A 21,867-nucleotide genomic window follows, 5' to 3' on the forward strand; every position below is an offset into this window, starting at 1 on the left:
CTTGTTTAGTATGAATGGGGACATTCTACCGGTTTATAGCGATCTGCTGCGATAGTAGAAGGTTTTGCGCCATTATGATCACCAACTTTTGCATTCATCTCATGTCCTGATAAGTCCTCATATTCAGACTTTTCAATACCATCGGAGAATATCCAATATCCTACCAAATCATCCGTATTGTATCCGGATTTCAATTCACATAAATTTTCCTTTATTTCCTGCTCCGTTCGAGCTGTTTTCCAGATACGGGCCTGATAAACACGTATCAACCCATTACGATAATCATTATTATTTGCACGTCCTATCATGAAATAATTATCAGCATTCATAATCGTTAAGTCCATTGAACTATTGGGAGCCTTATTACTATAGTCCTCTTTCCCAGTTAGTTTCTCCGGTACTCCATTTATATAGAGCTTATATGCCTCCATGATATTCGGTTGTGTTCCATCATAGACCAACGCGACATGATACCATTTACCCGGTTTTTTAGCATTAGCATCTTTACGGTCTGAATAGACAACCTGCTCACTCAACAAATATGGATTACTAAGACCATTAGCTTTAAAGGCTATTTGGAAATGCGGATTAGTATCACGTCCTTCCTCCGAACGTAACAATAAGTTACCTTCCAATCCCATAAAAGTTTGTAAGCCACGTGTATCATTAGGATAAAAAATTATTTCATAAGTCACCTGACTTAAATGCTGCAAACCTAGTTCCGGAATTCTGTGGTTCAGGTTCTTTACATCCATATAAAAATAACGATCGCCTCCGATATCGGCAGCCACCGGATTTACGCTCACCGGTAACGTCAATTTTTCACCGGCTTGGTCTGTAATAACAAGATTTGTAGCCCCTAGTTTTTTTGCTGTCACTTTATAAGTTCCTTCATCTAAAACTATTACATCCATCAATTCTTGATCTGCTTCCGACAACGCCTGTAAGACATATTCACCATTACCTTTCACAATCGAAAATTCCGTTGAAGCTTTAAAGCCTCCAATTGATACAGTCTCCACACTTGCTTTGAGCTTATACGGGTTCACTTTCACCGCAATCACTTCTTCTGATCCTTTCTGATCTGTCACTATCACCTTTACATCACCTCTGGCTTTAGGCTTTAGTGTAATCAAATTTTCATCTTCCGAAGCCTCAACAATGGTCGCATCCGCAGTCGGTTCCCCACCTTCCACCTGATAGGTAAAAGTATATCCGCCATTACCTTTTTCAATAGCGATATATTGCGACTCGGCATCCGGCTCAGCAAAAATAGCGTCATTACTTTTCAATGTTAAATCAACAATATTCACCACAATAGGAATAACAACTGTTTTATCTTTCTTATCTGTGATCGTTATTTCAATCGGATGATCTGTCTCCGTCTCAAACTTGGCTGTCACCGGGAACGTCTGTCCGGAAAGCTCACCCACTTCCAGATACTTATCGGCACCTTCCGGCACAGATATCTGATAATCGCCATTACCAGTCAGAATCTTAATCAAACGTTTTTCACCGATAAACAAATCGAAGCCCTCTTCCGGCGTATCGACAGTCAAATTCCAAAGCTTGGCAACCTGCACCTGAATTCTAGCAACTTTCTTACGCCCGTCTATCACCAATACGGTGGTTTCTGTACGGTTATTTTCTTCAAGCTCACTATTTTCCATAGCTTTAATGGTTACCTTATTGCCATTCACAGTAGCCGTAGCCACACTTTCATCGAACGGTTTCACATAATAATCGCCATTACCGGAGGTGATACCCACCGTAATTTCGTCTCCTTGCAGCAATGTTACCGAGCTATTATCAACCACTAAATCGGCTGCCGGTTTCACTTCCTGTTCTTCTTTATCATCACTACAAGAAACCATCAAAAATGGAATGGTTAATGCTGAGAGAAATAAAAAACTAAGTTTCCTTTTCATTAGATTAAAGATTAAATAAATTAATACCTTATCGAGTTTATCTACTTAAAAACTTCGATGGAGCAAAGATAAAATCCCTAAACTCTATCAAAAGAAGATTAAACCTCCTTTTTTACCTTTTGGCACGGATATTTACTACATTAACACGGATATTTACTTCCTATTTTACCTCCTCCAACTGCTTCATCCTAAACTCTTTTGGCGTACAATCATACTTCTCACGAAACGCCTTGAAGAAAGTAACTTTATTAGAGAAGCCCGAGTCGAACACAATTTCATCAATTGTCTTTTTTGTGGTCAGCAACAGATCTTTCGCTATGTGCAAACGGCACTCTTTTATCAAATCAGTCGGACTGTCCTCCCCTATCTCTTCCATCTTCCGATACAGACTTCGTGGGCTGATAGCCAACCGATCGGCGATGTAACGTGGCGTTAATTCCTTGTTTGTTATATTATCATTAATAATCTTCAGAACAGACTGAAGAAACTTCTTCGACTCTTTATGTGTCAACTTTCCATCCGACTTCTCAAAAGAGCTGATCGGTGAACTGAAATAATTCTTCAGGATCTCTTTTCGTTCCATCACCTGACACACTGAAATACGAAGATATTCCGCACTAAACGGTTTGGTTATATACATCTCCGCACCGGCAGAAAGAGCTGCCATTTGCTGTTCCATTTCGTGCCGTCCGGATACGATAATAATAGGAATATGTGCCGTTTCTTTCACAGACTTTATCCGTTGTGTCAATTCAATGCCACCGACTCCAGGCATCATGACATCACAAATGATCACATTCGGATAAACCTCATTCATTACCTGATCGAGCCGTTCAGGATCCTGCAAAGTAACCACATTGAAATCTCCGGAAAAGATCTCTCCTATAAACCATAACATTTCTATTTCATCGTCGACTACAAGAAGCGTCGGACGCATTTTGTCAAATTCATATTGAGGAAGTTTCAAGATTGGCTGGGTATCGATTTTAGGAATATATTCCGCCGTAGCTTGTTTTATCTCCTGCATTCCGGTAGTCAACTCCATCATCGGCAAAGTCAATGTAAACATCACCCATCCGTCAGACGTATTTTCCACCTTTAAAGTACCATTCAGCAGTTTTGCCATATTATAAGAGATGGCCAGCCCCAATCCGTTGCGCGAGAAATTCCTTTCATCCTGATTTTCGAAATTATCTAAAATAGCATACCGGTTGAAGATATACTGGAAGTCCTTCTCCTTAATGCTACTCCCCTCATTTGCCACACGAAGAATCAGCACATTTTCTTCGGTCGTATCAAGTTCTATCTTAATGCCTTGCCCCTCAGGAGTATATTTAAACGCATTCGAAATCAGATTTATGATAATAGTATTCAGGAAGCCTTTATCAGAGTTCCACATCACTTGTTCGGGTATCTTGCTCAAGAAAGTAATATTTCTGGATTTAGCCATCTCCACAAAAGTTTTGGCTATTCCTTTCATAATAGAGGATACATTCAGCGACTCCACACGCACTTCCCTGTTACCAGTTTCAATACGACGGAATTCAATCAGTTCGTGAATCAGATTATTGAGACGTTCGGCATTCGTCTGAATCATCTGTACGTAATCAGCCACAAATTTGCTAAGTCCCTTTGATGAAAGAATTCGTCCACAAGGACCATAAATCAAAGTCAATGGTGTACAGAACTCATGCGCTATATTAGTAAAGAAACGAAGCTTGGATTCAAATACATTCTTCTGATGGCGTTTCTCTATTTCATTCAGCAATTCCTGTTTCTTACGCTTCGAACGCAATATAAATGAACGAATCAACAAGCCCGCCAGCAAGAGCAAGCATAAAGCATAAATTAAGTAAGCCCACCAGGAAGCATACCAGGGATCACCTATGCGGATAACCAAAGAGTAAACATCGCTTTCCTTATCAAAAACGCTATTATAATATTTCACTAACAGCGTATATTCGCCGGGAGCCATATTGGTAAAGGATACAGCACTTTCCGAACCATTATTCACCCATTGGTCGCTCAGCCCTTTCAATTTATAAAAATAGGTGCAGTTATTACCATTCAGATAATCCACAGAAGCGAACGAAACAGAGAAGAAATTCTGATCATACTGCAAATTCAATACCTCAGTTTCTTCTTTCCGAGTAAGGAATTCTCCCAGATTGTATTGTTTACCAAAGATTGACAACTTATCGAAATAAACCGGAGGCATATAAAGCTGTTCGGGACGACCGTCTGCCCGGATTGCAACAAAACCGTTGATTCCTCCAAAGAATAGTGTACCGGTGTCGGGGTCACGAAAAGCAGCGCCATCACTGAACTCCACAACCTTCAAACCATCGCTGAAGCCATACGAACGAAACACATTCCGCTTTGTATCAAAGTTAATTAATCCCAGGTTAGTGCTTAACCAGAAATTATCAGGAGAATTTTTGAGAATAGCATGAACCGTATTATTCAAAAAGCCATTCTTAGCATTAAAAAGCTGATAAGAAGTTTCCGAAGTATATTTTATCAGCCCGTAACTTGTTCCAAACAGATAATTATTACTACTGTCCTTACTGATGGCAAGTATATTGTTCAAAGTCATGTTTTCATACTTATGAGTAGATACAGGCTCCAACCCATTAGTTGTTTTATTAAAACGGAAAACTCCATATCCCTTATTACCAAATAATAAATTAGCTTCATTCTCCGCATAAATAGTGAAGAAATAATTCGATCCCAGTTCACCGTCATTAATAATGTAACGTTGGGCATCTACAATGAGCGGATTATCCGGCGTCCCGGCAATACGAGCTCTCACAACTCCCATCCCGACACTTGCCAGCCAGAGTTCGGAGTCTGCCGTTTCGTAAATATCATGTATGTACTTGAACTCTTCATTCCCTATCCGCACCGGCAGACGCTTAATACGTTTTTCCCGATACGAGTAATAGGTCAACCCTTCTTCTTCTCCTATCCACAACAAATTGCGATGGCTTCGGGCAAAACAATAAACAGCATTGCTACTCAAGGCACTATTGGAGGTAGTCAAAACCTCCGCCCGGCAATCGGATAAATTCTTATCAACCTCATAATCATAGATTTTAAGGATACCATTGCCTTTTGTCCCGACCCAGAACGTACGTTCATCATCTTGTAACAAAGCACGTACAGGGCGTTCTATTTTTTCAGTATAATTACCAAGTACTACCGATTTAATGGAATAGAGGGGATTGGAATAAAGATATACACCTTGCCCGTCCGTACCGATCCAGACAATATCCTGAAAACGGTCTTTCTTGAGACAGAACACACCACTATTGACCGGTAACGGTTGAATCCGGTAATGGCTCGTATTTTTTTGCTTTTCCAACAATAGAATGCCATCCATCAAGAACCCTACAAAGAAACTATCATGATAATGAACGATAGAAGAAACCTTTCCTCGTGTCTGTATCTCCTTCTCAAGATTAGCTATAAACTCATTTTTCTGTGTCGGAATATGGAAAGCATAAAAGTTATAATCCTTATCAATATAATAAAGAGATTCCGCATCATTAAAACAATAAATCAACGAAGTGCGATAAATCAATCCGGTCTTTTGAGGCAATAGGGTGATATCCCCCGAAGTAGGCTCCTGCTGTATGTCATAACAGCGATTGTATCCTTTCATAACTACCCACATCCGATTAGTGGCGTCAATAAAGAAGTCCACAATGTCGGAAATAGGGATTCCCGTAATATTGATTTTTCTAAAAACACCCTCCTTTTTGTGATAGTAATAGATGCAGTTGCTATCCTGAATAATGAACAGGTTACCGTTATTATCCTTATTCATAAAAAAAAGTTTCTGAAACTCATTATAGTGCGTAATAGCATTCGTTCTCCGATCCAAACGGTTCAAACCATAGTAGGTTTGAATCCAGTAAATATCTTCGCCTGTATATACTATATTGTCAATCAAATTACCGGACAAGTAATCCTCCTTGTCACGGATTTTAAATTCCTCAATCTCCTGTCCATCATAAATGTTCAGTCCGTCGCAAGTACCGATCCACATCAGTCCGCGCTCATCCTGGCAAAGAGATGTAATAGAACTGTTAGACATATATTCCTTATCAGCAATCTGCTTTAGATTATATGCAGATGCATTATATATCAACAAATTAAGGATACATAAACAGATAAAAACGAATGGTCTTCTCATAGTGCATTTTTCTTGGGTTTGCTATATGACAAAGGTAAACAAAAAAATATTTCCGGTTCTTTTTTGGCGAGAATATAAGTAAAGTTCCGTGCCAGAGTAGTTCATTCTAGCGACAAGAGACGATTTAGCTCTACTATTCCTAAAAGCACATCTCTTTTCTCCCTATTTTCGTCGTAGAAATTATTTTCAAATCTATAAATTCATTTGTTCATGAAAACACATTTTTCATTTAAACACTTGTTATTTCTTGGAAGTGCCGTACTATACAGCCTGCAATCTTCTGCCGTAAAGAACCCGGTAGATTATGTCAGTACTCTGGTAGGTACTCAATCCAAGTTTGAATTGTCTACCGGGAATACATATCCCGCCACAGCATTGCCGTGGGGGATGAATTTCTGGACACCGCAGACCGGTGAGATGGGTAATGGCTGGGCATACACATATAATGCCGACAAAATTCGGGGATTCAAGCAAACCCACCAACCCAGTCCCTGGATGAATGACTACGGTCAGTTTGCCATCATGCCTATCACAGGCGGACTGGTATTCGACCAAGACCGACGTGCCAGTTGGTTCTCCCACAAAGCGGAAGTGAGCAAACCTTATTATTATAAGGTGTATCTGGCCGATCATGATGTGACCACCGAACTCGCCCCTACCGAACGTGCCGTGATGTTCCGTTTCACATATCCGGAGACCAAGAATTCCTACGTTATCGTAGACGCATTCGATAAGGGTTCTTATGTAAAAGTAATTCCGGAAGAAAACAAAATTATCGGTTATTCGACAAAAAACAGTGGCGGTGTACCGGAAAACTTCAAGAACTACTTTGTCATTTACTTCGACAAACCGTTCACATTTGTTTCCGCAGTTTCCGAAAATAATATTCTTCCGAATGAAACGGAAGTAAAAGGAAACCACACTGGCGCTATCATCGGATTTGCCACAAAAAAAGGTGAAATAGTTCATGCCCGTGTTGCCTCTTCTTTTATCAGTCCGGAACAGGCGGAACTCAATCTCAAAGAACTCGGCAATCATACCTTCGACCAACTAGTAAGCAATGGAAAAGCCGTCTGGAATCGTGAGATGAGTAAAATAGAGATTGAGGACGACAACATTGACAATCTACGCACCTTCTATTCTTGCCTATACCGTTCCATGCTTTTTCCACGCAGTTTTTACGAGATAGATGCAAAAGGGCAAGTGATGCATTACAGTCCCTACAATGGCAAAGTGCTTCCCGGTTATATGTTCACCGACACCGGATTTTGGGACACATTCCGTTGCTTGTTTCCTTTTCTCAATCTAATGTATCCGTCGATGAACCTGAAAATGCAGGAGGGATTGGTGAATGCTTACAAAGAAAGCGGCTTCCTGCCGGAATGGGCCAGTCCCGGTCATCGGGATTGTATGGTAGGCAACAACTCGGCTTCTGTAGTAGCCGATGCTTACATCAAAGGTTTACGGGGATATGATATTGAGGTGCTTTGGGAGGCGCTGAAACATGGCACGAATGCCCATCTTCAAGGTACTGCTTCCGGTCGTCTCGGTTACGAATCTTACAACAAGCTAGGATATGTAGCCAATAACATAGGAATCGGACAAAACGTAGCCCGCACACTAGAGTATGCTTATAACGACTGGGCGATCTACACATTAGGTAAAAAGCTAGGGAAACCGGCCGGTGAAATCGACATTTACAAGAAACGCGCCTTGAACTATAAGAATGTTTACCATCCGGAACGCAAACTGATGGTCGGCAAGGATGACAAAGGAGTATTCAACCGTAATTTCGATGCGGTAGACTGGAGTGGTGAATTCTGCGAGGGGAACAGCTGGCATTGGAGTTTCTGTGTATTCCATGACCCACAAGGACTTATTAACTTGATGGGCGGCAAGAAAGAATTTAATACTATGATGGATTCCGTCTTTGTGATTCCGGGCAAACTAGGCATGGAGAGTCGCGGCATGATTCACGAAATGCGTGAAATGCAAGTAATGAACATGGGACAATATGCACACGGTAACCAACCGATTCAACACATGGTGTATCTCTACAATTATTCCGGTGAGCCTTGGAAAACTCAATACCGGGTACGCGAAATTATGAACAAACTCTACACTGCTACCCCCGACGGATATTGTGGCGACGAAGATAACGGACAGACTTCCGCTTGGTACGTATTCTCCGCACTAGGTTTCTACCCTGTTTGCCCGGGAACGGATGAATATATCTTGGGGACTCCTTTGTTCAAATCAGCAAAGCTGCATCTGGAAAACGGGAAGACAATAACCATCAAGGCGGAAAACAATCAAGCCGACAATTGCTACATCAAGGATATGAAAATAAACGGAAAATCATACTCCCGCAATTATCTTACACATGACCAACTGATGAAAGGTGCCAATATTCAATTCCAAATGAGCTCTAAGCCCAACAAACAACGGGGAATTACAGAAAAAGACGTGCCTTATTCTCTTTCATTTGAATAAAATATCGTATTTTTGAGGGTCAAGAAATCTATTATACAAACCATAAAAACATGAAACTTAAAAACCTTTTACTAATTGTCCTTGTTTCGGCGCTCCTTTGTGCTTGCCACAGCAACTACCAGCCTACTACGCTTACTGTTGCTTCCTATAATCTGAGAAATGCCAACGGCAGCGATTCAGCTCGTGGAAACGGTTGGGGGCAACGTTATCCGGTCATCGCCCAAATAGTACAATACCACGATTTCGATATTTTCGGGACGCAGGAATGCTTTCTCCATCAATTGAAAGATATGAAAAAAGCATTACCCGGATATGATTACATCGGCGTAGGGCGTGATGACGGTAAAGAGAAAGGAGAACATTCCGCTATTTTCTATCGTACCGACAAATTCGATATTATAGAAAAGGGGGACTTCTGGCTTTCGGAGACTCCCGACGTACCGAGTAAAGGTTGGGATGCCGTATTGCCGCGTATTTGCAGTTGGGGACATTTCAAATGTAAGGATACCGGTTTTGAATTCCTGCTCTTCAACCTGCATATGGACCACATCGGTAAGAAAGCCCGTGTAGAAAGTGCATTTCTTGTACAAGACAAGATGAAAGAACTCGGCAAAGGTAAAAATCTTCCGGCAATCCTGACCGGTGATTTCAATGTCGACCAAACTCATCAGTCATACGACGCTTTCGTAAGCAAAGGTGTATTGTGCGACTCATACGAGAAGTGCGATTTCCGTTATGCGACCAACGGAACATTCAATGATTTCGATCCGAACAGCTTTACAGAAAGCCGTATCGACCATGTATTCGTTTCTCCTTCTTTCCATGTGAAAAGATATGGTGTACTGACGGATACTTACCGGAGTATCGTAGGCAATGGTGAAAAAAAGAACGCCAATGACTGCCCGGAAGAAATCGACATCAAAGTTTATCAAGCTCGCACTCCCTCTGACCATTTCCCTGTAAAGGTAGAACTGGAGTTTGACCAACATCGGCAGAAATAATCCTTTCAGCAAACAAACCGGAAAGTTTCACCACACAACCTGATATTCGCATGAAAAATATATGTATCCTCGTATGTATGTTGTTCAGCCTTGCTTCCGCAATCGGAAAGACACCGAAGAATAATCGCTATCTTTCCATTGCCGACTCGGTGTTAAACAATGTCTTGAATTTATACCATACCGCAGACGGGCTGCTCACAGAGACCTATCCCGTCAACCCCGACCAGAAAATCACTTACCTGGCGGGAGGTATGCAACAAAACGGAATGCTAAAAGCTTCTTTCTTGTGGCCTTACTCAGGAATGATGTCGGGTTGTGTGGCGCTGTACAAGGCCACCGGAAACAAAAAGTACAAGAAAATACTAGAAAACAGAATTCTCGCAGGAATGAACCAGTATTGGGACGACAGCCGCCAACCGGCTTGTTATCAGTCATATCTTACCAAGTACGGACAGCACGGACGCTATTATGATGATAACATCTGGATTGCTTTGGATTATTGCGACTATTACGGTCTCACTCATCATCCGGCTTATCTGGAGAAGGCTGTTGCCTTGTATCAATACATCTACAGCGGATGGAGCGACGAACTGGGTGGTGGAATCTTCTGGTGTGAACAGCAGAAAGAGGGAAAGCACACTTGTTCCAATGCACCGTCTGCGGTGCTGGGTGTCAAGTTGTACCGGTTGACCAAAGACAACAAGTATCTGGAAAAAGCCAAAGAGACTTATGCTTGGACAAAGAAAAATCTCTCCGATCCCAACGATCATCTCTATTGGGACAATATCAACCTGAAAGGAAATATCGCCAAAGAAAAATATGCTTACAACAGCGGGCAAATGATTCAGGCAGGCGTACTACTTTATGAGGAAACAGGAGACGAGCAGTACTTGCGTGACGCTCAGCAAACGGCTGCAGGAACGGACACATTTTTCCGTACAAAAGCTGATAAGAAAGATCCGACATTCAAGGTACACAAAGACATGGCCTGGTTTAACGTTATCTTATTCAGAGGGTTGAAAGCTCTATATAAGATTGACAAGAATCCTGCCTATGTCAATGCGATGGTGGAAAATGTACTTCATGCTTGGGAAAACTATCGGGATGAAAACGGACTATTAGGAAGAGATTGGTCGGGGCACAAAGAAGAACCGTATAAATGGTTGCTAGACAATGCCTGCCTCATTGAGTTTTTTGCCGAAATAAATTAACCTTATTCATTACTCATTCATCATTTATTTTAAAACAATTACCATGAATATAACAAAAGCCATAGGTTTATCTATAGCACTGTTTGGCGCAACCAGCGCACAAGCGATGGCAAACAGTGAAATAGTCATCCAACAAGACAATACGAAAATCAATAATTACCGGAGTAATCGTCCGGAAGCTGCCAAACGCCTGTTTGTCTCACAAGCCGTAGAAGAACAGATTGCGCATATCAAGCAATTGCTGACTAACGCCAAACTGGCATGGATGTTTGAGAACTGTTTTCCAAACACATTGGATACCACTGTCCATTTTGACGGGAAAGACGACACATTTGTGTATACAGGTGATATCCATGCCATGTGGTTGCGTGACTCCGGAGCACAAGTATGGCCTTACGTGCAACTCGCCAACAAAGACCCGGAACTGAAAAAGATGTTGGCAGGCGTTATCAACCGCCAGTTCAAATGCATTAACATCGATCCGTATGCCAATGCTTTCAATATGAATGCCGAAGGGGGCGAATGGATGAGCGACCTTACTGACATGAAGCCCGAACTGCATGAACGTAAATGGGAAATCGACTCACTTTGTTATCCTATCCGGCTCGCTTATCATTACTGGAAGACAACGGGAGACGCCAGTATATTCTTCGACGAATGGCTTACAGCCATCGCCAAGGTTCTGAAAACGTTTAAGGAACAGCAACGAAAAGAAGATCCGAAAGGTCCTTATCGTTTCCAACGCAAAACGGAACGCGCACTTGACACAATGACAAACGACGGTTGGGGTAACCCGGTGAAACCGGTCGGGCTGATAGCTTCCGCTTTCCGTCCCTCTGATGACGCCACGACTTTCCAGTTCCTCGTTCCGTCTAACTTCTTTGCCGTTACTTCCCTGCGCAAAGCTGCCGAGATTCTGAATGCCGTTAATAAAAAGCCGGCTTTAGCCAAAGAATGCACCACACTGGCAGACAAAGTAGAGAAAGCCTTGAAAAAGTACGCTGTCTACAATCATCCGAAATATGGTAAGATCTATGCTTTTGAGGTGGATGGCTTCGGCAATCAGCTGTTAATGGATGACGCCAATGTGCCGAGCCTTATCGCCCTGCCTTATCTGGGGGATGTCAAAGTGAGTGATCCGATTTACCAGAATACCCGCAAATTTGTTTGGAGTGAAGACAATCCTTATTTCTTCAAAGGTACGGCCGGCGAAGGTATCGGTGGTCCACATATCGGATATGACATGATCTGGCCTATGAGTATCATGATGAAAGCATTTACCAGCCAGAACGATGCGGAAATCAAGACTTGTATCAAAATGCTGATGGATACGGATGCCGGAACAGGTTTCATGCACGAATCTTTCCATAAAAATGATCCCAAAAACTTCACCCGAGCATGGTTTGCATGGCAAAATACATTGTTTGGAGAACTGATTCTAAAGCTTGTCAATGAAGGAAAGGTCAATTTACTGAATAGTATCCGGTAGGCTCCTGCTACTTTCTTATCGGATTCTGCTTATGAAGTAACAGTATCTTCATTGCAGAAAAGTAATAGAATCCCAATCTTGAACAAAGTGACAGCAACATAATCGTCACATTGCTATCACACCATGCTGTCACATAATAATATATTTAGGATCAATCATTTGCACCCGATCATGTGACAGATGACAGCATTTATTTATTTTCTAACTTGTATGTAGAGAATATCTGTCCTCTAAAAAAGGAATAACCTATATAATATGAACAACGATTAAATAATATACAATAAGCAATATGAAACCAATTTTTTTATTCCTACTTGTTACGACTATGATGACCTGTACCATTCACGGACAGTCCTCCCAACATAAAGAAAATCAGTTACCCGACTGGGCTTTCGGAGGTTTTGAACGCCCAAAGAATGTGAATCCGGTAATCTCCCCTATTGAAAACACTAAGTTTTATTGTCCGTTAACCAAAGATTCCATCGCTTGGGAATCAAACGATACGTTCAATCCGGCAGCCACACTCTACAACGGAGAGATTGTTGTGTTATACCGCGCAGAAGACAAATCCGGAGTCGGTATCGGCCACCGTACTTCCCGTCTCGGCTATGCCACTTCCACCGACGGCACCCATTTTAAACGAGAAAAAGCACCTGTATTCTATCCCGACACTGATTCGCAGAAAGAACTGGAATGGCCGGGTGGCTGCGAAGATCCTCGAGTAGCAGTCACAGAAGACGGATTATATGTGATGATGTATACACAATGGAACCGCCACATTCCCCGCCTGGCCGTAGCAACTTCCCGTAACCTGAAAGAATGGACGAAACATGGTCCCGCTTTTGCCAAAGCATATGATGGAAAGTTCTTCAACTTGGGTTGTAAGTCCGGCTCTATCTTGACCGAAGTTGTTAAAGGGAAACAGCTCATCAAGAAAATCAACGGGAAATACTTCATGTACTGGGGAGAAGAGCATGTCTTTGCAGCTACTTCCGATGATTTGATCAATTGGACACCGATTGTAAACATTGACGGTTCTCTGAAGAAATTATTCTCCCCCCGCGACGGCTATTTCGACAGTCACCTCACCGAATGTGGACCTCCTGCTATCTACACCCCGAAAGGTATTGTCCTCCTTTATAATGGTAAGAACCATTCTGGAAGAGGTGACAAACGCTATACCGCCAATGTCTATGCTGCCGGACAAGCACTCTTCGACGCCAACGATCCTACCCGCTTTATCACCCGTCTCGACGAACCGTTCTTCCGCCCGATGGACAGCTTTGAAAAGAGTGGGCAATATGTGGATGGAACCGTATTTATCGAAGGAATGGTCTACTTCAAAAACAAATGGTATTTGTATTATGGTTGTGCTGACTCTAAAGTAGGAGTAGCCGTTTATGATCCGAAACGGCCGGCAAAGGCTGATCCGCTGCCATAATCAATATAACATCGAAAATCAGGTATTGATATCTGCTAATTTAGCGGTCAATACCTGATTTCAATTTATCAAGATGGCTCCACACAAATTACAATTAAATAGATACGAAACAAGCATAAACAGCCATAGAAGAACATACAAACCTAAAACTACTGTTCAATTTAGAATGAACAATTCTCCAATATCGACTTCAAGATCATAAAATATCCCCTAAAACAAATTTCAATTAAATTGATAGTGAAATTTTTGATTTGAATATTAAATCTGTAACTTTGCCACAAACTCTCTAATTTTATAGTTGTAGTTTACTTGTTAACCATAAAAGCAAAGGATAAAACACAATGGCTATTACAGATGTAGAAGACAAAGTAGTACATTTTCGAACTTTTTTCAATAAGAATTTCCCCAAAGTAAAAATTTTCGCCTGGCAACTTCTGAAATCGGAAGAAGATGCAGAAGATATAGCCCAAGACATTTTTGTAAAACTATGGGAACAGCCAGATCTATGGATGAATCGCGAGAAAATGGATAGCTATCTTTATACCATAGTAAGAAATCATATCTACAATTTTCTAAAACATCGAATTGTAGAACTTGACTATCTGGAAATCGCTGCTGAAAAAATGAAAATATCCGAGCAGGAATTACCAAAGCCGGACGATGAACTTCGGATTCATGAGCTCCAACTTCTAGTGCAAATGACTCTGGAACACATGCCCGAACAGCGCAGGCGTATTTTTACCATGAGCCGGGAAGAAGGCCTAAGCAACCAGGAAATTGCCGAAAAACTTAATATTTCAGTCCGTACAGTAGAGCATCATATCTATAAATCTCTCCAGGATTTGAAAAAAATCATTTTATTTCTATTTTTTTTCTATTTAGACTAAGTATGTGTGTATAGCAAGTTGTCTCTTATATATAAACACTTGAATTAGATACATGAAAAGTAACTTTGAAAAAATAGTAAATAACTTCATTCGTTTTGATTATTCAAAACGGACAACCAATCTTTTCTATCGCTGGATGATAAGTGATAATTCTGCAACAGAAAAAGATGAGGTCTTTCGCAAATTGTGGCGTAAGACTAAAAGCAATACTAATAAAAATACAGAAGAATCATTCCGCCAAGTACTAGATAAGATTGGTGTGCAACCAGCTCCTATAATTAAAATAAACCGCCTACCGATATGGAGATATGCTGCTGCCGCTGTCTTCATCATCTGTTTATCAATCACCGGTACTTTATGGTTTACAGAAAGCCATATCGAAAAAGATGCTGTAGCAATGATAGAGCACTATGTTAAAAATGGAAAGAGAGAAATAATAACTCTTCCTGATGGCAGTACCATTCATCTGAATTCCGGTTCTCATATATTCTACCCTGAAAATTTGGAAGGCAAGACCCGCACAGTCTACTTATTGGGAGAAGCAGATTTCAAGGTTGCCAAAAATCCAGAAAAACCATTCATTGTGAGATCTGCCGATATGGCAATCACTGCTTTGGGTACCGAATTTAATGTAAAAGCTTACCCGGAAGAAGACCTTCTGACTGCTACCCTATTAGAGGGTAAAGTGAGAGTGAACTGTAATGATACCACAAATTATATTTTGACACCAGGACAACAAGTGGTATATACTAAAAGCACATTGAAGAGTGTATTAGTTGAGACAGACGTAGCAGACGTAACTGCATGGCAACGTGGAGAAATTGTACTCAACAAAGCCACTATCAATGAAATAATACAAACATTGGAACGCCATTACGGAATAGCATTCCATACCTCAAGAAAGGAAATTAGCCAAGACCGATATAGTCTTGTATTCAAAGAAAATGCAAATATAAAAGAGGTACTGGAAGTAATGCAGACAGTCATCGGTGAATTTGATTATCACTTAAAAGAAAACAGTTGTTATATCTATTGGAAATAAGGCACTTACCTTAATTGTTTAACTACTAAATCGGATACGCCTATGTAAAAAAAGTATCCGGAAGAGGCCCCACCTTCTCCGGATATGAAATGAATCTAGTCTTAAAACTGCAGTAAACTGCTATTGTAACCTGCGAAGAATACCATAAGTTTAACACTAAAAACGCTACTAAGATATGAATTTATATCTAAAAACAGCAAGAAAAAGCATTTTAATTATTCTCCTACTATTAATAGGGATGAATATTTACGCACAAAGAAATAGTAAAATAACTATAATAAGAAAAAACATTTCAGTGCAGACTGCCTTAACGGAAGTCCGAAAACAGTCTAATATGTCTATTGCATATAATGACTCTAAATTTCCCAAAGAAAAGATTTCTTTAAACATTGAGAATCAACCTTTAGAACAAGCCCTGAATAATATCCTTCAAAAAACCGGCTTTACTTATATAATAAAGGATGATTACATTATGATTGTCCCCGAGAAGAATGTTAAAGATAGTAAAGACAAAAAAGTAACGGGACATGTTGTAGATTCAAGAGGTGAACCTTTAATTGGAGTCAATGTAAAAATAAAAGGTAAGCCCACTGGTGCCATTACTGATATGGATGGTTATTTCTCCCTATCGGCCAAAGAAACAGATATGCTGGATATATCTTATATAGGATATGCCGCACAGGAAATTGCTATAGGAAATAATTCAAACCTGTCTATTGTTATGTCTGAAGACAATCAGCTTCTTAACGAAGTTGTTGTAACTGCCCTGGGTATTAAACGTGAGACAAAATCATTGACATACAATGTACAGGAAATGAAATCTGCTGATTTGACAGCAGTGAAAGACGCAAACTTTGTAAATAGTTTATCTGGAAAAATCGCTGGTGTGACCATCAATCAAAGTGCATCAGGTATTGGGGGATCTACTCGCGTTGTCATGCGTGGTACCAAATCTTTGTTTGGTGACAATAACGCACTGTATGTATTAGATGGCATTCCTCTCTCTTCCATGAGAACAGATCAGACAGAATCATTTTATGAAAATCCGGATGGCGGCGACAGTGATGGTATTTCCAACCTGAACCCTGATGACATCGAGAGCGTTTCTGTTTTGACGGGTGCTGCAGCAGCTGCTTTATATGGAACACAAGGTGCAAATGGAGTCATTCTTATTACAACTAAAAAAGGAGAAGAAGGAAAGATTAAAGTGAATTACAGCAATGACACACAATTTATGACTCCTTTTGTAAAACCTAAATTCCAAAACACATACGGTTCTGAAGAAGGACAATTCAGCAGTTGGGGAAACCAACTGGAAACTCCTTCTACGTATGATCCTTTTGATTATCTCCAAACTGGCTTTACAGAAACAAACTCTTTGAGTGTGTCTACCGGTACTGATAGAAACCAGACCTATATTTCTGTAGCTGCCACTAATGCAAGGGGTATTATTCCCAATAATGAGTATAACCGCTACAATTTGACTGTTCGTAATACAGCTGAGCTGATTAAAGATAAGCTCACTTTTGATTTTAGCGCTTCTTATATCAAAAGCTTTAGCCAGAATATGATGTCACAAGGTCAGTATCATAATCCTTTGATCCCCTTGTATTTATTCCCCCGTGGTGATGATATTGAAAAGTATAAGCTTTATGAACGCTATAACCCCGAGCGTGGTTTCAAGACTCAATATTGGGAGTACGGAGTTCAAGACTTGTCGATGCAAAACCCATTCTGGATTATGAATCGGGAACGATTTGAAAATGTAAAAGACCGGTATATCTTTTCAGGAACATTACGTTATCGCATCATGGACGGATTGAATATCACTGGTCGTCTGCGCATGGATAATGCAGGAGACACGTATGAAAGAAAACTTTCTGCCTCAACAGACCTACTTTTTGCTTCGGACAAAGGTAACTATATGCAACAAAAGACTGACTATAAGAACGTTTATGGTGATATAATTGCTAATTTCGATCGTAAATTCGGAGATTTTGGAATGAATTTTAATTTAGGTGCCAATTTCTCTACTTCGAAAAAAGAAGTAAGCGGATATGAAGGACACTTACAAACAGTTCCTAACCTATTTATCTTCGCTAATATTATTAAAGGAGGAGCAGATACACACGCTATTCAAAGTGGATATGAAGAAAACAATCAAGCCGTATTCGGTACTGCCCAGCTAAGTTACAAAAGTGGTATTTTTTTGGATGTAACAGGACGTAACGACTGGTATTCTTCTTTGGCTTTTACCGACCATGAAAAGAAGGGATTCTTTTATCCTTCAGTCGGACTGTCAGCAGTCATGACCGAATTCTTTGACCTATCAAAAGCAAAAATTTCATTCCTAAAAATCAGAGCTTCTTATAGTGCGGTAGGTAATGCCCCACAGCGATTTGTTACCAACACCACTTATAATATCAATGAAGGTATATTGGAGACGTTGCCTAACGTGCCCGCGACATTTTTAAAGCCAGAACGGACAAAATCTTTCGAAACGGGTATTAATTTACGATTGTTTGACGGCAAACTTTCAATTGACGCAACATATTACAACTCCAATACTTATAACCAATTCTTCACATTCACAATGCCTCCCAGCTCCGGATATAAAGAGTTCTATTTGAATGGAGGAAAAGTCAATAACTGGGGAATTGAAGCTAGCCTTGTATACAAACAAGCATTAGGACCTGTGAATTGGCGCTCCGGTATTACATTCACGATGAACCGTAATAAAATAAAAGAACTTTTACCGGATGACGCAGTAAATCCATTAACTGGAGAAAAACTCCAAGTAAATGAGATAGAACCCTTCCAACCACAAGGTTCTTACAAAATGATTCTGAAAGAAGGAGGAACGATGAACGATATTTACGTATCAGGTCTGCGGACCGATGAAAAAGGATATATCTATATGGATCCTGCCACCGGTGCCATTTCAGAAGATTCCAATAACTGGATCAAAGCCGGTAGTGCCGCCCCTCGTTTTAACTGGGGATTCAACAACTCATTTGAGTGGAAAGGGGTGAACCTAAGCTTCTTGATTACTGCTCGTATCGGTGGCGTGGGAGTATCAGCCACACAAGCCATAATGGACCGCTATGGAGTATCCGAAGCATCGGCTATAGCACGTGACAACGGTGGAGTACCTTTGAATGGCAACAATCCTATCGACGCGCGCGATTACTATGAAGTAGTAGGCAAAGGCAATACCGGTATCCTCTCGCAATATGTATACAGTGCTACCAATGTGCGCTTGCAGGAACTCTCACTCGGTTACACATTTCCTAAAAAATGGTTAGGTAATATTATTGATAAATTGACACTTTCTGTTATAGGCAAGAACCTGTTTATGTTTCACAACAAAGCTCCTTTCGATCCGGAATTGTCTGCCTCTACATCGACTTACTATCAAGGATTCGACTATTTTATGCAACCGAGCTTAAGAAGTGTAGGCTTTAGCTTGAAAGTTGGTTTTTAATTAATCAAAAATGTATGGACATGAATTTAAAGAATCAATTGAAATATGGCATTGCAATATGCTCTGTAATGAGTTACTGCTGCTTTTTTAGCTCATGCACAAGTGAGTTTAGAGATATGAATACAAATGACTATGGAGTTACTGATGATATGCTGAATTATGATAACCTGAAAGTGGGAGGTTTCATAACAACTATGCAGAGAGACGTTATTCCGACAGATGCGGCTGCAGGTGACTATCAGGAAGCACAGAATCTGGCCGGAGATATATTCGCCGGATATATGGGAGCTATCAATGATAAATTTGCAGCAAATAATTTTTATGACTTGAATCATCAGGTAAGATGGAAAGACAGGGCCTTCAAAGTTGCTTTTGAAAAGGTTATGCCCGCATGGAAAATGGTTTCGGAGAAAGCTGAGAAAAACAACATTGAATATGCATTGTCTCTGGTCCTAAAAGTTGCAGCCATGCACCGTTTGGCCGATTATTACGGTCCACTCCCGTATAACGAATTCGGCAAAGGACTCATTACAACTCCCTATGACGCTCTAGACGTTGTATACGAGACTTTTTTCAAAGAATTAAATGAAGCGATCGCAATTATAGAAGATTTTGTAGAAAAGACTCCCGAAGCTCGCCCTCTGAAGAATTACGACTTAGTATATGGAGGTGATTTTACCAAATGGCTGAAATTTGCCAACTCCCTGAAGCTCCGTCTGGCCATGCATACTGTATATGTAAATGAGAGTAAAGCAAAACAATATGCCAAAGAGGCTGTAGCCTCCGGTGTAATGGAAGCCGTAGAAGATAATGCACAATTAGCTTCTGCAAACGGATTGACAGTCTACAACCCTTTAAAGAAAATTTGGGATGACTATAGCGATACCCGCATGGGAGCCAATATGCAATCTTTCCTATCCGGCTATGATGATGCCCGTATATCTTCTTATTTCAGACTATCGACATTCAAGGATAAAAAAAATGATTATTTCGGAGTGAGAAACGGAGTTCAAATCAACGCTAAAAAGAATTATTTACCGTTATCCGTACCCAACATAGAAGCCGAAAATCCAGTTCGATGGATGTGTGTGTCCGAAGTCTATTTTTTAAGAGCAGAAGGAGCTCTTCGCGGTTGGACTGAAGAAATGAAAGGAAATGCCAAAGATTTATATGAGGAAGGTATCCAATTATCTTTCAAGGACTGGGGAGCTGTCATGAGAGCTGATTATCTAACAAATGAATCCAAAATTCCAGCTGAATTTATCGATCAGGTTGGAGGTAATGATATTAAAAAAGGAGATCATTCTTTGTCTACTATCACCATTCCATGGAAAGAGTCTGATGGATTTGAGAAAAAACTGGAACGAATCATTACTCAAAAATGGATTGCAATGTTTCCCGATGGACAGGAGGCATGGACTGAGTTCAGACGCACAGATTACCCTAAAGTTTTCCCGGTAATAGTGAACAAAAGCGGAAATACAATTGATACAGAACTTCAGGTAAGGCGTATGACTTTCCCACAATCAGAGTATGATAACAATACTGTGGAAGTAACCAAAGCTATAAGTCTGCTAGGCGGGCCTGACACTGGTGGTACCAAACTATGGTGGGATAAAAAAGAGAGATAATCATTTATAGATAACAGATTATGAGAAAATATATAAAAATATTCGGATTACTAGGTGTATTATTCACTGTTTTCCAGGCTTGTGAAAATGAACCGGAAGCATTGTTCTTACAGAGACCTTTTGAAATGAGTGATGAATATTACGAAAACCTGCGAGCTTACAAGCAAAGCAAGCATCCAATTTCGTGCGGCTGGTTTAAACAATGGTCAGCCAAAGGTCCTAACAGAGTGAATTATTTAGATGGACTTCCTGACAGTCTGGATTTAGTCTTTGCTGGTTGGGGAGGCTGGCAAAACATGGATGAAGCCCGCCTAAAAGATATGCGTCATGTGCAGACCAAAAAAGGGACACGTGTATTAATTAGTTTTGTGATTAATAACATCGGTGCCGAGATTACTCCCATAGAGCATAATACGGATCAAACAAGTAGAGAAAAATTCTGGGGCTGGGACAACAATGATCCGTCAACCTATGAAGCAGCAATTCGAAAATATGCAAATGCAATATGCGATTCTGTATATGCTAATGATTTTGACGGTTTCGATTTGGACTATGAGCCACATTATGGTGGTCACGGAAATCTAGCAAGCTATAACGATAGAATGGCTATTCTAGTAGAAGAGCTGGGAAAAAGACTGGGTCCTGCATCAGGAACAGGAAAAATGTTGGTAATTGATGGTGAAACACTGGATCCCTCCATTGCAGACCAGACAACCAAACATTTTGACTATTTTATTCATCAGTCTTATCAGGCCACTACACCAAGCTATTTAGATACCAGCGGATGGGGGTATGCAAAGAAATCTAAATTTCGTCCCGACCAGTATGTGCCAGCTGTGAATTATGAAAAATGGGAAACTGGAGGAGGAGACTTTACGGATTCAGAACATGGAAAAATACCTGCAATCTTAGGATTTGCCTATTGGAATCCGGCAGACGGTACAAAAGGCGGAGTCGGTGCTCTTAATATTGAGAATGACGCAAAACATGAAGTCAATTACAAATATGTACGTCAGGCCATTCAGATTATGAATCCGGCCGGTAAATAATTATTTAATGTAA

13 protein-coding genes are annotated in these 21,867 nt (G+C 40.6%); 11 read left to right on the forward strand and 2 right to left on the reverse strand.

Annotated elements, in window-relative coordinates; all coding sequences use genetic code 11:
• Positions 1 to 5: 5 nt before the first annotated feature.
• Together GD630_RS01460 and GD630_RS01465 are read right to left on the reverse strand one after the other, a co-directional pair.
• Positions 6 to 1,928, reverse strand: coding sequence for a LamG-like jellyroll fold domain-containing protein (locus GD630_RS01460; RefSeq protein WP_143867586.1), 1,923 nt, complete (start codon positions 1,926 to 1,928; stop codon positions 6 to 8).
• A gap of 160 nt (positions 1,929 to 2,088) precedes the next feature.
• A complete protein-coding gene (locus tag GD630_RS01465; RefSeq protein WP_143867588.1) occupies positions 2,089 to 6,126 on the reverse strand; it encodes a response regulator in 4,038 nt (1,345 codons plus the stop codon).
• Positions 6,127 to 6,336: 210 nt separating this feature from the next.
• On the opposite strand from GD630_RS01465, the gene GD630_RS01470 reads away from it, so the two are divergent.
• From GD630_RS01470 to GD630_RS01515, 11 genes are all read left to right on the forward strand, one after another.
• Positions 6,337 to 8,619: a GH92 family glycosyl hydrolase gene (locus GD630_RS01470; RefSeq protein WP_143867590.1), complete on the forward strand. Its 2,283-nt coding sequence runs from the start codon at positions 6,337 to 6,339 to the stop codon at positions 8,617 to 8,619.
• Between the two features lie 50 nt (positions 8,620 to 8,669).
• Positions 8,670 to 9,620, forward strand: a complete 951-nt coding sequence (locus GD630_RS01475; protein WP_143867592.1) for an endonuclease/exonuclease/phosphatase family protein — start codon at positions 8,670 to 8,672, stop codon at positions 9,618 to 9,620.
• A gap of 50 nt (positions 9,621 to 9,670) precedes the next feature.
• Positions 9,671 to 10,831 carry a glycoside hydrolase family 76 protein gene (locus GD630_RS01480; protein WP_143867594.1) on the forward strand — a complete coding sequence of 387 codons (1,161 nt, stop codon included), beginning with the start codon at positions 9,671 to 9,673 and terminating at the stop codon, positions 10,829 to 10,831.
• Positions 10,832 to 10,874: 43 nt separating this feature from the next.
• A complete protein-coding gene (locus GD630_RS01485; protein ID WP_143867596.1) occupies positions 10,875 to 12,320 on the forward strand; it encodes a glycoside hydrolase family 125 protein in 1,446 nt (481 codons plus the stop codon).
• Between the two features lie 280 nt (positions 12,321 to 12,600).
• A complete protein-coding gene (locus GD630_RS01490; RefSeq protein ID WP_182505758.1) occupies positions 12,601 to 13,761 on the forward strand; it encodes a glycoside hydrolase family 130 protein in 1,161 nt (386 codons plus the stop codon).
• A gap of 341 nt (positions 13,762 to 14,102) precedes the next feature.
• Positions 14,103 to 14,648 (forward strand): RNA polymerase sigma-70 factor, encoded by a 546-nt coding sequence (locus tag GD630_RS01495; protein ID WP_143867599.1) that lies wholly within the window; start codon positions 14,103 to 14,105, stop codon positions 14,646 to 14,648.
• 52 nt (positions 14,649 to 14,700) lie between these two features.
• The gene (locus GD630_RS01500; RefSeq protein WP_143867600.1) at positions 14,701 to 15,690 is read left to right on the forward strand and encodes a FecR family protein; all 990 of its coding nucleotides are present in this window, start codon (positions 14,701 to 14,703) and stop codon (positions 15,688 to 15,690) included.
• 183 nt (positions 15,691 to 15,873) lie between these two features.
• On the forward strand, positions 15,874 to 15,954 hold the full coding sequence (locus GD630_RS21555; RefSeq protein WP_394368253.1) for a hypothetical protein: 81 nt from the start codon (positions 15,874 to 15,876) through the stop codon (positions 15,952 to 15,954).
• A gap of 70 nt (positions 15,955 to 16,024) precedes the next feature.
• On the forward strand, positions 16,025 to 19,174 hold the full coding sequence (locus tag GD630_RS01505) for a TonB-dependent receptor (RefSeq protein ID WP_238482954.1): 3,150 nt from the start codon (positions 16,025 to 16,027) through the stop codon (positions 19,172 to 19,174).
• A 116-nt stretch (positions 19,175 to 19,290) separates the two neighbouring features.
• On the forward strand, positions 19,291 to 20,805 hold the full coding sequence (locus GD630_RS01510) for a RagB/SusD family nutrient uptake outer membrane protein (protein WP_182505682.1): 1,515 nt from the start codon (positions 19,291 to 19,293) through the stop codon (positions 20,803 to 20,805).
• Between the two features lie 20 nt (positions 20,806 to 20,825).
• Positions 20,826 to 21,854, forward strand: coding sequence for a glycoside hydrolase family 18 (locus tag GD630_RS01515; RefSeq protein WP_143867605.1), 1,029 nt, complete (start codon positions 20,826 to 20,828; stop codon positions 21,852 to 21,854).
• Positions 21,855 to 21,867: the final 13 nt, after the last annotated feature.

Source organism: Bacteroides zhangwenhongii, assembly GCF_009193325.2.
GTDB classification, from domain to species: Bacteria; Bacteroidota; Bacteroidia; order Bacteroidales; family Bacteroidaceae; genus Bacteroides; species Bacteroides zhangwenhongii.

Coding starts and splice junctions, on each gene's coding strand:
- GD630_RS01460 (WP_143867586.1), bottom strand. CDS start 1,928: ATGAAAAGGAAACTTAGTTTTTTATTTCTCTCAGCATTAACCATTCCA.
- GD630_RS01465 (WP_143867588.1), bottom strand. CDS start 6,126: ATGAGAAGACCATTCGTTTTTATCTGTTTATGTATCCTTAATTTGTTG.
- GD630_RS01470 (WP_143867590.1), top strand. CDS start 6,337: ATGAAAACACATTTTTCATTTAAACACTTGTTATTTCTTGGAAGTGCC.
- GD630_RS01475 (WP_143867592.1), top strand. CDS start 8,670: ATGAAACTTAAAAACCTTTTACTAATTGTCCTTGTTTCGGCGCTCCTT.
- GD630_RS01480 (WP_143867594.1), top strand. CDS start 9,671: ATGAAAAATATATGTATCCTCGTATGTATGTTGTTCAGCCTTGCTTCC.
- GD630_RS01485 (WP_143867596.1), top strand. CDS start 10,875: ATGAATATAACAAAAGCCATAGGTTTATCTATAGCACTGTTTGGCGCA.
- GD630_RS01495 (WP_143867599.1), top strand. CDS start 14,103: ATGGCTATTACAGATGTAGAAGACAAAGTAGTACATTTTCGAACTTTT.
- GD630_RS01500 (WP_143867600.1), top strand. CDS start 14,701: ATGAAAAGTAACTTTGAAAAAATAGTAAATAACTTCATTCGTTTTGAT.
- GD630_RS01505 (WP_238482954.1), top strand. CDS start 16,025: ATGTCTATTGCATATAATGACTCTAAATTTCCCAAAGAAAAGATTTCT.
- GD630_RS01510 (WP_182505682.1), top strand. CDS start 19,291: ATGAATACAAATGACTATGGAGTTACTGATGATATGCTGAATTATGAT.
- GD630_RS01515 (WP_143867605.1), top strand. CDS start 20,826: ATGAGAAAATATATAAAAATATTCGGATTACTAGGTGTATTATTCACT.